Annotated in this window: 15 protein-coding genes, 1 pseudogene and 1 riboswitch; of the genes and pseudogenes, 10 read left to right on the forward strand and 6 right to left on the reverse strand. The window is 71.1% G+C overall.

Translation table 11 applies throughout. The annotated features are described in order from the left end of the window. Positions 1-246 (reverse strand): annotated as a pseudogene (locus tag FFS15_RS16435) (hypothetical protein); the annotation flags it as partial. A gap of 37 nt (positions 247-283) precedes the next feature. Next, positions 284-393: riboswitch (TPP riboswitch) on the forward strand. Between FFS15_RS16435 and FFS15_RS16440 the strand changes: the two are divergent. The 3 genes from FFS15_RS16440 (at position 386) to FFS15_RS16450 (ending at position 3,291) form a co-directional block, all read left to right on the forward strand. After that, positions 386-1,030: an ECF transporter S component gene (locus tag FFS15_RS16440; RefSeq protein ID WP_137846130.1), complete on the forward strand. Its 645-nt coding sequence runs from the start codon at positions 386-388 to the stop codon at positions 1,028-1,030. (Overlaps the previous riboswitch by 8 nt.) Positions 1,031-1,039: 9 nt before the next feature. Then, positions 1,040-2,506: an ATP-binding cassette domain-containing protein gene (locus FFS15_RS16445; RefSeq protein ID WP_171013244.1), complete on the forward strand. Its 1,467-nt coding sequence runs from the start codon at positions 1,040-1,042 to the stop codon at positions 2,504-2,506. Continuing rightward, on the forward strand, positions 2,503-3,291 hold the full coding sequence (locus FFS15_RS16450) for an energy-coupling factor transporter transmembrane component T (protein WP_137846131.1): 789 nt from the start codon (positions 2,503-2,505) through the stop codon (positions 3,289-3,291). Before FFS15_RS16445 ends, FFS15_RS16450 begins: the two co-directional genes overlap by 4 nt. A 90-nt stretch (positions 3,292-3,381) precedes the next feature. Here the strand turns inward: FFS15_RS16450 and FFS15_RS16455 are convergent, their stop codons facing one another. After that, positions 3,382-3,894, reverse strand: a complete 513-nt coding sequence (locus tag FFS15_RS16455) for an SRPBCC family protein (protein WP_137846132.1) — start codon at positions 3,892-3,894, stop codon at positions 3,382-3,384. A 258-nt stretch (positions 3,895-4,152) separates the two neighbouring features. On the opposite strand from FFS15_RS16455, the gene FFS15_RS16460 reads away from it, so the two are divergent. The 4 genes from FFS15_RS16460 (at position 4,153) to FFS15_RS16475 (ending at position 7,185) form a co-directional block, all read left to right on the forward strand. After that, positions 4,153-4,923: an SDR family NAD(P)-dependent oxidoreductase gene (locus FFS15_RS16460; RefSeq protein WP_137846133.1), complete on the forward strand. Its 771-nt coding sequence runs from the start codon at positions 4,153-4,155 to the stop codon at positions 4,921-4,923. 19 nt (positions 4,924-4,942) lie between these two features. Further along, positions 4,943-5,725, forward strand: coding sequence for an enoyl-CoA hydratase-related protein (locus FFS15_RS16465; protein WP_137846134.1), 783 nt, complete (start codon positions 4,943-4,945; stop codon positions 5,723-5,725). A 100-nt stretch (positions 5,726-5,825) separates the two neighbouring features. After that, positions 5,826-6,665, forward strand: a complete 840-nt coding sequence (locus FFS15_RS16470; RefSeq protein WP_137846135.1) for an NAD(P)-dependent oxidoreductase — start codon at positions 5,826-5,828, stop codon at positions 6,663-6,665. Positions 6,666-6,804: 139 nt separating this feature from the next. Then, positions 6,805-7,185: a VOC family protein gene (locus FFS15_RS16475; RefSeq protein ID WP_137846136.1), complete on the forward strand. Its 381-nt coding sequence runs from the start codon at positions 6,805-6,807 to the stop codon at positions 7,183-7,185. Positions 7,186-7,349: 164 nt separating this feature from the next. On the opposite strand, the gene FFS15_RS16480 is transcribed toward FFS15_RS16475, so the two are convergent. Further along, positions 7,350-7,991 (reverse strand): LysE family translocator, encoded by a 642-nt coding sequence (locus FFS15_RS16480; RefSeq protein WP_137846137.1) that lies wholly within the window; start codon positions 7,989-7,991, stop codon positions 7,350-7,352. A gap of 9 nt (positions 7,992-8,000) precedes the next feature. Then, positions 8,001-8,648 carry a hypothetical protein gene (locus tag FFS15_RS16485; protein ID WP_137846138.1) on the reverse strand — a complete coding sequence of 216 codons (648 nt, stop codon included), beginning with the start codon at positions 8,646-8,648 and terminating at the stop codon, positions 8,001-8,003. 55 nt (positions 8,649-8,703) lie between these two features. Between FFS15_RS16485 and rlmN the strand changes: the two genes are divergently transcribed. Genes rlmN through FFS15_RS16500 form a run of 3 tightly spaced genes read left to right on the forward strand, consistent with a single transcriptional unit; the run spans position 8,704 to position 11,471 of the window. Further along, positions 8,704-9,948: a 23S rRNA (adenine(2503)-C(2))-methyltransferase RlmN gene (gene rlmN / locus FFS15_RS16490; RefSeq protein ID WP_137846139.1), complete on the forward strand. Its 1,245-nt coding sequence runs from the start codon at positions 8,704-8,706 to the stop codon at positions 9,946-9,948. A gap of 34 nt (positions 9,949-9,982) precedes the next feature. Beyond that, the gene (locus tag FFS15_RS16495) at positions 9,983-10,996 is read left to right on the forward strand and encodes an aldo/keto reductase family protein (protein ID WP_137846140.1); all 1,014 of its coding nucleotides are present in this window, start codon (positions 9,983-9,985) and stop codon (positions 10,994-10,996) included. Between the two features lies 1 nt (position 10,997). Next, complete coding sequence (locus FFS15_RS16500; protein WP_137846141.1) at positions 10,998-11,471, forward strand: NUDIX domain-containing protein; 474 nt, start codon at positions 10,998-11,000, stop codon at positions 11,469-11,471. 6 nt (positions 11,472-11,477) lie between these two features. Here FFS15_RS16500 and FFS15_RS16505 read toward each other — a convergent pair whose 3' ends face one another. Together FFS15_RS16505 and FFS15_RS16510 are read right to left on the reverse strand one after the other, a co-directional pair. Continuing rightward, positions 11,478-12,455 carry a zinc-binding dehydrogenase gene (locus FFS15_RS16505; RefSeq protein ID WP_137846142.1) on the reverse strand — a complete coding sequence of 326 codons (978 nt, stop codon included), beginning with the start codon at positions 12,453-12,455 and terminating at the stop codon, positions 11,478-11,480. Positions 12,456-12,498: 43 nt separating this feature from the next. Then, complete coding sequence (locus FFS15_RS16510; protein WP_137846143.1) at positions 12,499-13,029, reverse strand: ribonuclease H; 531 nt, start codon at positions 13,027-13,029, stop codon at positions 12,499-12,501. Positions 13,030-13,035 lie beyond the last annotated feature (6 nt).

Below are 13,035 nucleotides of genomic sequence, written 5' to 3' on the forward strand. Positions count from 1 at the left end.
GGGCGGGAGGGCGACGGCGTCCTCGTCGACCCAGGCAAGCGCGAGTCGCTGAGGAGCCGGAGCGGCATCGGTCTCGGCGGGGCTGGCGGCCGCGTCGTCGCCGACGGGCGCGAGGGGCGCAGCATCCGTCTCCGGCGTGGAATCGACGTGACCCGAGCGGGTGTCGCTTTCGGCGACCAGGGGGACGTCGCCCGTATCCACGCGGCGCGCACGGCGCGTCGGCGCGGGGGCGTCGTCCAGGGTCACCCCGTCACGATACCCCGGTGCGTCGGCGGTATACTCATCGCGAAACCACGGGAGTCCGGTGAGCCGGGCTGAGAGGAAGCGATCCACGCTTCGACCGTCGAACCTGATCCGGATCATGCCGGCGCAGGGAGGAGAGATCATGCACGTTTCCACGTCTGAATCAACGTCCGTCGCACCAGCCGGACCCCCGAAGCGGGTCCTTCGCTGGCGCGTCGTCGACATCGTCGTCGCCAGCGTCATCGGCGTCGCATCCGGCCTCATCTTCCTGCTGTGGAATGTCGCCTACCGCGGGCCCAGTGCCCTTCTCGAGCCGCTGCTGCCGGGACTCCAGGGGCTGCTCGACGGTCCGTGGCTGTTCGCGGGTGTGCTCGGCGCGCTCATCATCCGCAAGCCCGGAGCCGCCGTCTTCACCGAGGTGGTCGCCGCCGGGGTCTCGGCGCTGACGCTCGTGGGCAACACGTGGGGCGCCTTCCTCACGCTCGAGGCGGGCCTCATCCAGGGACTCGGTGCCGAGCTGGTCTTCCTGCTGTTCTTCTACCGTCGCTGGTCGCTCCCTGTCGCGATCCTCGCGGGCATCGGCGCTGCGCTCGCGGGCGGCATCAACAACCTGCTGCTCTGGTACGCCGGCGCCGACATCTCGTTCGTCGTCGTCTACCTCATCAGCACATCGATCTCGGGTGCGGTGATCGCGGGCGCGCTGTCGTGGCTGCTCGCGCGCGGACTCGCCGCGACAGGCGCGCTCGATCGCTTCGCGTCCGGGCGCGAAGCGCGCGCACGCGTCTAGGTGACGGGCATGGCCTCCCGTCCCGCCGCCGTCGAGGCGCGCGGGTGGGGCTGGCGGCATGCGTCGCGCCACGCATGGGCGATCCGGGATGCCGATCTCCGCATCGAACCGGGGGAGCGCGTACTGCTGCTCGGTGCGTCCGGGTCGGGAAAGTCGACGCTCCTGCACGGGCTCGCCGGTGTCCTCGGCGGGGATGACGAGGGTGAGCAGGCGGGTGCACTGCTCATCGACGGTGTTCCCGCCGCGCAGGCCCGGGGCCGTGCGGGGCTGGTCCTCCAGGACCCCGACGCCCAGGTGATCCTCGCCCGCGTCGGCGACGACGTCGCCTTCGGCTGCGAGAATCTCGGCATCCCTCGTGACGAGATCTGGCCTCGTGTCGGTGCCGCGCTCGAGGCGGTGGGGCTCGACGTCGCCCTCGATCGCCCGACCAAGGCGCTGTCGGGGGGTCAGAAGCAGCGGCTCGCTCTCGCCGGTCTCCTGGCCATGCGTCCGGGAATCGTCCTTCTCGACGAGCCGACCGCCAACCTCGATCCGGCAGGCGTCGCCGAGGTGCGGGATGCCGTCACGCGACTGCTCGAGGCCCATCCCGCGACGCTCGTCGTCGTGGAGCACCGCGTCGAGGTGTGGCTGCCCCTGGTGAGCCGCGTCATCGTGCTCGGTGCCGGCGGCGTCATCGCCGACGGAACGCCTGACGCGGTTCTCGGGCGTGCAGGCGAGAGCCTCGCGGCGCGCGGCGTGTGGGTGCCCGGCATCCCGCCCGCCCATCCGTCCGCTCCGCAGCGGGCGGCCGGCGAGGTCCTGCTGTCGGCGACCGAGCTGGCCGTTCAGCGTGTGGCCGGACACCCCGTCGCCGCGGGGATCGACGTCGATGTTCGGGCGGGGTCGGCCCTCGCGATCACCGGCCCCAACGGGGCAGGAAAGTCGACGCTCGGGCTCACGCTCGCCGGCCTGCTGGCTCCGGCAGCCGGTGCGCTCGTGGCGTCGCCCGGCCTCGCAGACGGCGCCGGGTCGACGCCGATCTGCTGGGCGTCGCGGCAGCTGCTCACCCGCATCGGCACGGTGTTCCAGGATCCGGAGCACCAGCTCCTCGCCAAGACGGTGCGTGAAGAGCTCGAAGTCGGGCCGCGCGCGCTCGGCCTCGGCGCGGATGAGACGTCGCGGCGGGTCGACGAGCTCCTGGACCGGCTGCGTCTCGCTCCGCTCGCCCGCGCGAATCCGTACACGCTCTCGGGCGGCGAGAAGCGCCGGCTCACTGTCGCCGCGGCTCTTGCGACGGCGCCGCGCGTCCTCGTGCTCGACGAGCCGACTTTCGGCCAGGACGCGCGCACGTGGGCAGAGCTCGTCGCCCTGCTCGCGCGGCTGCGCGACGAGGGATCGGCGATCGTCGCGATCACGCACGACCTCGACGTCGTCGAGGCACTGCATGCGGAGGTGCTCGCCCTGCGACCGGCGACGGGCGGCGGGGTCGCTCCGTGACCCTCCTCGACGCGCACGCGCGCACCGGACGCATGGCGGGGGTCAACCCGGTCGCGAAGCTCGGTGCGTCCGCGATCATCACGATCCCGCTCGTCCTCACCCTCGACGTCGTCTCGGCGACCGTCGCGCTCGCGCTCGAACTGCTCCTGATGCCGCTGGTCGGCCTCGGGTGGCGCGAGTTCTGGGCGCGCACGTGGATCGTGTGGGCGCTCGCGCCGCTCACCGGTCTCACCATCGCGCTCTACGGGCGCACGAGCGGCGAGGTGTATGTCGAGTGGCTGTTCGTGCGCGTGAGCGAGGGGTCGCTCGTGCTCGCGCTCGCGACCACGATCCGTGTGCTCGCGATCGCGCTGCCGTCGGTCGTGCTGTTCGCGACGGTCGACCCGACCGACCTCGCCGACGGGCTGGGGCAGGTACTCAAGCTGCCGGCGCGCTTCGTGCTCGGCGCTCTCGCGGGTCTGCGCATGGTCGGGCTGTTCCTCGACGACTGGCGCGCGCTCGAGCTCGCCCGGCGGGCGCGCGGCGTCGCCGATCGCGGTCGCGTGCGGCGCTTCCTCGGCATGGCGTTCGCGCTCTTGGTGCTCTCGATCCGGCGGGGGTCCAAGCTCGCGACGGCGATGGAGGCTCGGGGGTTCGGGGCACCGGGTGCGCGCACGTGGGCGCGGCCCTCGACGTTCGGCGCGGCGGAGTGGGCGCTCATGGCGATCGCACTCGCCATCGCGCTGATCGCGGTGGCCGCCGCCGTCGCGGCCGGCACCTGGAACTTCATCCTCGGCCCGGGCTGACCCCTGACCGTTTACGGACGGGACACGCCGTGTCGGCGGCGTCAAGGCGCGGCGTGTTCCGTCCGGAAACGGAGGTGCGCGAGAGCGGGGTCAGGGGCGGGGGGTGAGGTTCTGGTACGCCGGTTGCATCGCGGGGAAGTAGGTCTCCCACGCGACGGTGCCGGCATCCCGACCCATGTGCGCCGCCACCAGGCGGTCGAGGTAGTACTCCCACCCTGGGCCGATCGAGCCGACGTCCTCGCCGGGGTTCAGGCGCTGCCCGAACACGAGCAGCGTGGTCGGGCCCTTCTCGATGAGCTCGAACCACAGGTGCCACGATCCCGTTCCCTGCGAGGTGTCGCCGGCGAAGCGCCGCGGCGGATCGCACTCGAGGATCGTGTACTCCTCGGGCGGGGCCTCTTCGCCCTCGGCGGTCATGAAGAACACGACGTGGCCGGTCTTCGGGTCACCCTCCCACCGTCCGATCCATCGCTCGAGGCGCGCCGAGTCGGTGAGTTCGCGCCACACCTCGACGGCAGGCGCCGCGAACGTGCGGGTCAGGACGAGGTTGGGCTGTCCGTCGATCTCGGTCACGGTGCCGGTGATGGCGGCGCGGTCGGTCATGTCGGGCCTCTCTGTCGTCGGCATCCATCGTCGCACCGAGGTGGCGTCGGCGCCACGTGTTCATAATTCAGGATGATCGTGGCGGCGGCCGGCACGGAAGGCCGGAATTCCGGAGATGTCGCCGACGAGCGGCCACGGATTTCCGGAGTTATGAACAGCAGGCCCGCGCGTAGGCTGGCACCCGAGTGCCCGGAGGCCGCGCGCCTGGGACCCAGTTCCACGTATGGTGGAACCCGATACCGGTTCGAAGGAGAACAGATGGACCTCACGGGCGCATCCGCCCTCGTCACCGGCGGTGCGAGCGGCCTCGGCCTCGCCACCGCGCGGCGCCTCGCCGCCGCCGGCGCGGCCGTCACGATCGTCGACCTGCCCTCATCGGCGGGCGCGCACATCGCCGCCGAACTCGGCGGCTCCTTCGCCGCCGCCGACGTCACCGACCCCGAGCAGGTCGCCGCAGCCGTCGCCACCGCAGCGGCTGACGGACCCCTCCGCGTCGTCGTGAACTGCGCCGGCATCGCGCCGCCCGCCAAGGTGCTCGACCGCGACGGCGAGCCGACGCCGCTCGCCGGCTTCGAGAAGATCATCCGCGTCAACCTGATCGGCACCTACAACGTCATCGCCCAGGCGTCGGCGGCGATGGCCCGCACCGAGCCCGCCGACGGCGCCGACGGCGGTGACCGCGGCGTCATCGTGAACACCGCGAGCGTCGCCGCCTTCGACGGTCAGATCGGCCAGCCCGCGTACTCCGCCAGCAAGGGCGGCGTGCACGCGATGACACTGCCGGTCGCCCGCGAGCTCGCGCGCTACGGCATCCGTGTCCTCACGATCGCCCCCGGCATCATGGAGACCCCGATGCTCATGGGCCTGCCGCAGGCCGCGCAGGACTCGCTCGGCCAGCAGGTCCCGTATCCGCAGCGCCTCGGCCGCCCCGACGAGTACGCGCGTCTGGTGATGGCGATCGTCGACAACGGCTACCTCAACGGCGAGACGATCCGCCTCGACGGCGCGATCCGCATGGCCCCTAAGTGAGCACGAGCAAGGAGAACCGATGACTGACTCGATCCTCGTCCACATCGAGGGCGGGCTCGCCCGCGTGACCTTCAACCGCCCCGCGTTCCTCAACGCCATGGGGTTCGAGATGGGCCAGCGCTGGCGCGCGGTCGCCCACGAGGTCACGAGCGACCCGTCGGTGGGAGCGGTGATCCTGGATGCCGCCGGCCCCGCGTTCTGCGCCGGCGGCGACGTCTTCGAGATGGCGACGTCCGGTGCCTCAGGCGCCGATGTGACGCAGGCCGCGCACGTCATCCACGACGGCATCCGCACGTTCGTCGAGTCCGACAAGCCGATCGTCGCCGCCGTGCAGGGCGCGGTCGCCGGCGGCGGACTCGGCCTGATGCTCACCGCCGACTACATCGTCGCGGCGGATTCGGCGAAGTTCGTCAGCAAGTACGCCAACATCGGCCTCACCCCCGACCTCGGCGTCTCGACGCTGCTGCCGGCCGCCGTCGGCCAGCGCCGTGCGCTGCAGCTCGTGCTGCAGGACACCACGATCGACGCTGCGACGGCGCTGGACTGGGGCCTGGTGACCGAGGTCGTCCCGCGCGACGAGGTCGGCGCCCGCGCACATGCCGTGGCCGACTTCTGGCTGCAGAACGCGACCGCGGCTTTCGGGCAGGCCAAGCGCCTGGTCCGCACCGGCGCCGGGCGCTCGTTCGCCGAGAACCTCGACGACGAGGCCGCATCCATCGGCGCCCGCTTCGGCACCGACGACGCCCGCGCGCGCGTCGCGGCTTTCGCCGCAGCATCCGCCAAATCCGCCTCTCGCGGGTGAGCATGTCCCGCTTTCTCGGCCGACAATCCTTCTCCAGCCGAGAAATCGGGACACGCAACCAAGCAATCGGGACACGCAGAAGATGAAAAGAGCAGGAACCATGACCGACAAGACGCTCGCCGGCAAGACCATCCTGATGTCGGGCGGCAGCCGTGGCATCGGCCTCGCGATCGCGCTGCGCGCAGCCCGTGACGGCGCGAACATCGCGCTGCTGGCCAAGACCGACACCCCGCACCCGAAGCTCGAAGGCACCGTGCACTCCGCCGCCGAGCAGATCCGTGCGGCCGGCGGCAACGCCTTGCCGATCGTCGGCGATGTGCGCAACGACGACGATGTGACCGAGGCGGTGCTGAAGACGCAGGGTGAGTTCGGCGGCATCGACATCGTCGTCAACAACGCCAGCGTCATCGACCTGTCGCGCTCGCTCGACCTGCCGGCCAAGAAGTACGACCTCATGCAGGACGTCAACGTGCGCGGCACCTTCATGCTCAGCCGCGCCGCCGTGCCGATCCTCAAGGACTCCGAGAACCCGCACATCCTCTCGCTCTCGCCGCCGCTGAACCTCGACCCCAAGTGGCTCGGCGCCCACACCGGCTACACGCTCGCGAAGTACGGCATGACGATGGCGACCCTCGGCATGGCGGCGGAGTTCGCGAAGGCCGGCATCGCCGCCAACACCCTGTGGCCCGCGACGACGATCGCGACGGCAGCGGTGCAGTTCGCCCTCGGCGGCGACATGATGATGAAGGTCAGCCGCACCCCCGAGATCTACGCCGACGCCGCCTACGAGATCTTCCTCAAGCCCGCGGGATCGTTCACCGGGCAGACGCTCATCGTCGAGGACGTGCTTCGGGATGCCGGAATCACCGACTTCTCGGGTTACGCCGCCGTTCCCGGCACCCCCGATGACCAGCTGTTCCCGGACGTGTTCCTGAACTGACCGGGGCGGCGCCGGTTCGCTTCGGGCGGGTGCCGACTGCACGGGTTGTCTGCGAGTGCACGGGCTCCCTGCGCGGGTAGGTCGTGCACTCGCGGGTATGCCGTGCACTCGCGGGATAGGGCGGCGTAGATTGGCGTCCGTGGCGGTGCTGAGCCTGTTCCCGATCCTGTCGACCCGCGACCTGCCGAGGCTGGTGGCGTTCTACGAGCGGGCTCTGGGAGGCCGCGTCGACTTCCGGTTCGAGGATGCGGGCGAGGACGTCTACGTGTCGCTGGCGGTCGGTGCGGCATCCCTCGGCATCGGTCGGGATGCCGAGGCCCCCGATTCCGCGGCCGGCGACCGCGTCGCCCTGTGGTTCTACGTCGACGACGTCGACGCGCACCACACGGCGTTCCTGGATGCCGGAGGATCGTCCGTGCAGCCGCCCGCCGACATGCCGTGGGGCGAGCGCGTCGCCCAGGTTCGCGACCCCGACGGCAACCTCGTGAACCTCGGCGCGCAGCCCGCGCAGCCCGCGTAGCCCTCGCGCCCGCTCGCCCTCGCTCGCCCTCGCGCGCGCGCCGAGTGCACGGCATGCCGCCGAGTGCACGGGCTACCCGCGCGTGAAGGTCGTGCACTCGCGGACAAGTCGTGCACTCGCGGGAAGGGGGAGGGGAAACACGGGCGGCAAGAACCGCGCCCGCCTCAGTTCTTCGCGCCGGTGAACAGCAGCACGCCGCCGAGGCCGATCATGAGCCCGCCCCCGGTGGCGGACAGCGCCGCGATGCGCTTCGGCGACCGGCCGAACCACGTACGGGCGCCGGCTGCGGCGAGGGCCCAGGCTCCGTCGGAGATCAGCGCGATCACGAAGAAGACGAGGCCGAGCTGGATCATCTGCAGCGGCACGGCACCCGCCGCGAGGTCGACGAACTGCGGCAGCACCGCCACGAAGAATGCGATCGTCTTGGGGTTGGTCACCCCGACGACGAATCCCTCGCCCAGCTGACGCCATGCCGACCGCGACGCGATGACGCCGCCCGCGGCCTCGGCGGCGGCGCGGCCGCGGTGTCGGATCGCCTGGATGCCGAGGAACACGAGGTACCCCGCGCCGACCACCTTGACGATCGTGAACAGCACGACCGACTGTGCGACGACGCCGCCGACGCCGATCGCGACGAGGCCGATGATCGGAAGGAGGCCGAGGGCATTGCCGAGCACGCTCAGCAGCCCGCCGATCCGGCCGAGCGCGAGAGCCCGGCCGATCGTGAACAGCACGCTCGGCCCCGGGATCACGATGAGCACGAAGGCGGCGAGGGTGAAGGCGAGGAGGTTCTCGGGAGGGACCACGAGGAAACCCTAGTCCGAAGCGGGAACGGCCTCGGGGTCGGCGAGGAGCACGGCGACGCTCCCGCCGTCGCCCCACCAGAACGCGAGCCGGTGCCCCTCGAGCATCGCGGCCGGGCGCTCGTCCGGGGCGACGAGCGCATACGGCACCGAGACGAGCAGGGCGGCATCCTCTCGCAGTGCCGCCGGCACACACCGCGAGCGTGACGCGGCACCCCGCTCGATGAGGATGCAGTGTTCGCGCTGCACGACGCCGCTGACAGCACGGGCGCTCCCGATCCACACGTCCCAGCCGTGGTACTCGCCGAGAGCCGACACCCAGTCGACGGGCCCCTTGGCGGGGAACTGCGGGAGATAGCTCGAGGCCGGAAGGGAGACGTAGTTGCCGAACGAGCCGTCGAGCGGGATCCGCAGCAGTTCGACGGCTCGGGGATCGCCCGCGAGCGCCTGTGCCTCGGCCGCCGCAGCATCCACCACACCCGCAGACTCGGCGGCATCCTCGTCGGGCGGAGTCTCGGCATCCGAACCGAGCCCCGACACCCACACCGCGAGCGCCACGACGATCGCGAGGCCGGCACCGCCCGCGACGAGCAGCCGCCGGCGAGGACCGCCTCGGCGTGCCGGCGTCGGCGCCGGCGGTGTCAGCTGTTCGGCATCCACGATCCCCACGCTAGCCCTCGGGCGCGCGTCCAGGTCTGTCCCCTACCCTCGACATATGACCGAGACCTCGCCTGTGCGCGCCACGAAACCCCGCCAGGTGCGTCCGGCGACCGAGGGATGGTCGCAGAAGAAGGATGCCGAGGGCCGCCCGCTCCTGCAGTTCGCGTCTCCGAAGCGCGGCAAGCCGCCCGTCCACCTCGCCGACCTCACCCCCGAGCAGCGCGTCGAGAAGGTCAAGGAGCTGGGGCTTCCGGGGTTCCGGGCCAAGCAGCTCGAGAAGCACTACTTCACGCACTACACGCACGACCCGGCCGATATGACCGATCTCCCCGCCGAGGGTCGCGAGGAATTCGTGCGGGGCATGCTGCCGCCGCTTTTGACCGAGGTGCGCCGCCTCGAGACCGACCGCGGCGACACGATCAAGTTCCTGTGGAAGCTGCACGACGGTGCCCTGGTCGAGTCCGTCCTCATGCGCTACACCGGCCGCATCACGCTGTGCGTGTCGTCGCAGGCCGGCTGCGGCATGAACTGCCCGTTCTGCGCGACCGGCCAGGCAGGGCTCACGCGCAACATGTCGGCGGCAGAGATCATCGAGCAGGTCATCCGCGCCAACCGGCTGATCGCCGACGGCGGCCTCGGCGACCCGCGCCGTGTCGGCCACGAGGGCGAGCGGGTCACCAACATCGTGTTCATGGGCATGGGCGAGCCGCTCGCCAACTACGCGCGCGTGATGCAGTCCGTCCGCGTGATGACCGACAAGAAGCACGGCATCGGCATGAGCGCGCGCGGTGTGACCGTGTCGACCGTCGGGCTGGTCCCTGCGATCACGAAGCTCGCGAACGAAGACATCCCGGTCACCTTCGCGCTGTCGCTGCACGCCCCCGACGACAAGCTGCGTGACGAGCTGATCCCCGTGAACTCGCGCTGGAAGGTCGATGAGGCCCTCGACGCCGCGCGCGACTACTTCGACAAGACCGGTCGCCGCGTCTCGATCGAATACGCGCTCATCAAGGACATGAACGACCACGCGTGGCGCGCCGATCTCCTCGCCGAGAAGCTCAATCAGCGCGGTCGCGGCTGGGTGCACGTGAACCCGATCCCGCTCAACCCGACCCCGGGCTCGATCTGGACGGCCTCCGACGTCGATGTGCAGAACGAGTTCGTGCGCCGCCTCAACGACGCCGGCATCCCGACGACCCTCCGCGACACCCGCGGCAAGGAGATCGACGGCGCGTGCGGCCAGCTCGTCGCCACCGAAGACGACGAGGCGGTCGCCGCAGCGACGCCCGCCGAGGACTGACCCGCCTGCCCGTTCCCGCGGGTAGCGTGGACGGATGGTCAATTATCGATACCTCGGCAACAGCGGGCTCAAAGTCTCGGAGATCACCTACGGCAACTGGGTGACCCACGGCTCCCAGGTCGGCAACGACGCCGCGATCCAGACCGTGCATCGCGCGCTCGACCTCGGCATCACGAGCTTCGACACCGCCGACACGTACGCCAACACCCTCGCCGAGTCGGTGCTGGGCGAGGCGCTCCATGGCCAGCGCCGCGAGTCGCTCGAGATCTTCACGAAGGTCTACTGGCCGACCGGGCCCAAGGGCCCGAACGACACCGGCCTCAGCCGCAAGCACATCCTCGAGTCGATCAACGGGTCGCTGAAGCGCTTGCGCACCGACTACGTCGAGCTCTACCAGGCCCACCGCTACGACTACGAGACGCCCCTCGAGGAGACGATGCAGGCGTTCGCCGACGTCGTCCGCCAGGGCAAGGCGCTCTACATCGGCGTCTCGGAGTGGACCGCCGAGCAGCTGCGCGAGGGTCACGCGCTGGCGAAGGAGATGAAGTTCCAGCTGGTCTCGAACCAGCCGCAGTACTCGGCGCTGTGGCGTGTCATCGAGGGCAAGGTCGTGCCGACCTCGGAAGAGCTCGGCATCTCGCAGATCGTGTGGTCGCCGATGGCGCAGGGCGTTCTGACGGGTAAGTACCTGCCGGGCCAGCCGCTGCCGACGGGGTCGCGCGCGACCGACGAGAAGAGCGGTGCGAACTTCATCAAGGGGTTCCTCCGCGACGAGGTGCTCGAGGCCGTGCACAAGCTGCAGCCGATCGCCGCCGAAGCCGGGCTCACGATGCCGCAGCTCGCGCTGGCGTGGGTGCTGCACAACCCGAACGTGGCCGCCGCCCTCGTCGGCGCCTCGCGCCCCGAGCAGCTCGACGACACGGTCAAAGCCTCGGGCGTGACCCTCGACGACGACACGGTCGCCGCCATCGACGCGGCGCTCGCGCCGGTCGCGATCACCGACCCCGAAGAGACCTACACGGTCTCACCGAAGACCCGCGTCGTGTGAGATGACCACGAGCGCCGGCATCCTGCTCTACCGGCTCGGCCCCACCCTCGAGGTGCTGATCGCACACATGGGCGGGCCGTTCTGGGCGCAGAAGGATGCCGGCGCCTGGTCCATCCCGAAGGGCGAGTTCGACGAGGGTGATGAGCCGGCGCTGGATGCCGCGCAGCGCGAGTTCCGCGAAGAGCTCGGTCTCGAGCCGCCCGCGGGCCCGTACGCCGAGCTCGGCACCTTCGCCTACTCCTCGGGCAAGCGCGTCACGGTCTTCATCGCCGACGGCCCCGGCTTCTCGCTCGACGGGCTCGTGTTCGGCGAGTTCGAGCTCGAATGGCCGCCGCGATCGGGGCGGACGGCGCGCTTCCCCGAGGTCGACCGGGTGGAGTGGACGGGTGCGGATGCTGCGCGAGATCGCCTCGTGACGGGCCAGCGCGCCGCGCTCGACGCGCTCGCCGAGCACGTGGCGAGTGCGGGCGGCTGACCTCGATCAGGGGCGCAGGAGCACTTTGCCGCCTCGGCCCGGCTCAGCGCACGCCGCCACTGCCGTGCCGATGTCGGCGAGGTCGAAGGTCCCGGCGACGGGGAGCGTGAGCGCCCCCGATGCGATGCCGGCGATCAGTTCACCGAAGAGAGCGTTCCGCTTCTCGGCGGGCATCCGGGCGGCCACCGTGCTCGCCCAGAATCCGCGCACTGTGACGCCGCGGAAGATCACGTCACCTGAGAGCACCTTGACCACCGGCGACTCCATCGAACCGAACACGACGAGCGATCCGCCGTCGGCCACGATCGACAGCAGCTCGCCGCTCGCCGATCCGCCTACCGAGTCGACGCCCGCTCGGATGGGAGCGCCGCCCGTGAGGGCGCGCACCTCGTCGCGCCAGTCGGCGCGGTCGGTCGCGACGATGTGGCCGATGCCCTGCGCGGCGAGCTCGTCGACGCCCGCCGCGCGGCGCACGAGCCCCACGACCTCGATGCCCCGAGCGGCGGCGAGCTGTGCGACCAGACGCCCGACTGCACCGTTGGCGGCATTCTGGGCCAGCCAGTCGCCGGCGCCGAGCCCCAGGTCGTCGATCAGGCTGATGGCGCTGAACGGCATCGAGACGAGCTGCGCCGCAGCCTCATCGGAAAGGCCGTCGGGCACGGGCATGAGCCCGCCCGCTCGCGCGATCACGTACTCGGCCCAGACTCCGAAGGTGCCGCCGGTGGCGACGCGCTGACCGACCTCGAAGCCCCTGACGCCTTCGCCCAGGGCATCGACGACGCCGACGGCCTCGGTGCCGGCACGCGCCGGCAGGTCGGGGACGAAGCCGTAGCTGCCGCGCACCGTCCAGAGGTCGTGGTTGTGGATCGGCGAGAGGATCACCCGCAGACGCACCTGGCCCGGTCCGGGCTCGGGGAGATCGACGTCTTCGACGGCGAGGACGTCGGCGGGATCGCCGAAGCGGTGCTGCACGATGGCGCGCATGGGGCCTCCTTCTTTGGTCAGGCGTTCGCCGGCGGCAACTCGCTCACCGCCCGTTCTTCGGTGCGCTCGAGACGTCGAGCCGCTCCTTGCCGCCGAGCGACGACCATGCGCTCGCGATGCCCTTGGCGGCGTGCTCGGAAGCCCGCACCGCACGCTCGTCGGCCCAGGCGTTGAGCACGTGGCCCGAGTGTCCGCGCACGTGCTCGAGCACGACGTCGGGAAGGCCCACGGCGCGGCGGGCGTCGCGGGCGACGATCAGCTGCTCGAGCAGGTCGACGTTCTTCGTCGGCGCGCCGGTCGAGGTCTTCCAGCCGCGGCGCCGGTGGCCGTCCATCCACTTCGTGTACGTGTCGATCGCGTACTTCGAGTCGGCCTGGACGACGAGGTTCTCGACGTCGGGGTGGTCTTCGATCGCCTTCAGCAGGCCCATCAGCTCACCGATGTTGTTGGTGCCCTCGGGCACCGAGCCCGCGGCCCACTCGCCGTCTTCGCCGACCCACGCCCAGCCGGCGGGGCCGGGGTTTCCCTTGCAGGCGCCGTCGGTGGCCACGATGTAGCGGGGGGTGTCACTCACTCGGGC

The organism is Microbacterium sp. 2FI, assembly GCF_005502885.1.
In the GTDB taxonomy this organism is placed as follows: domain Bacteria; phylum Actinomycetota; class Actinomycetes; order Actinomycetales; family Microbacteriaceae; genus Microbacterium.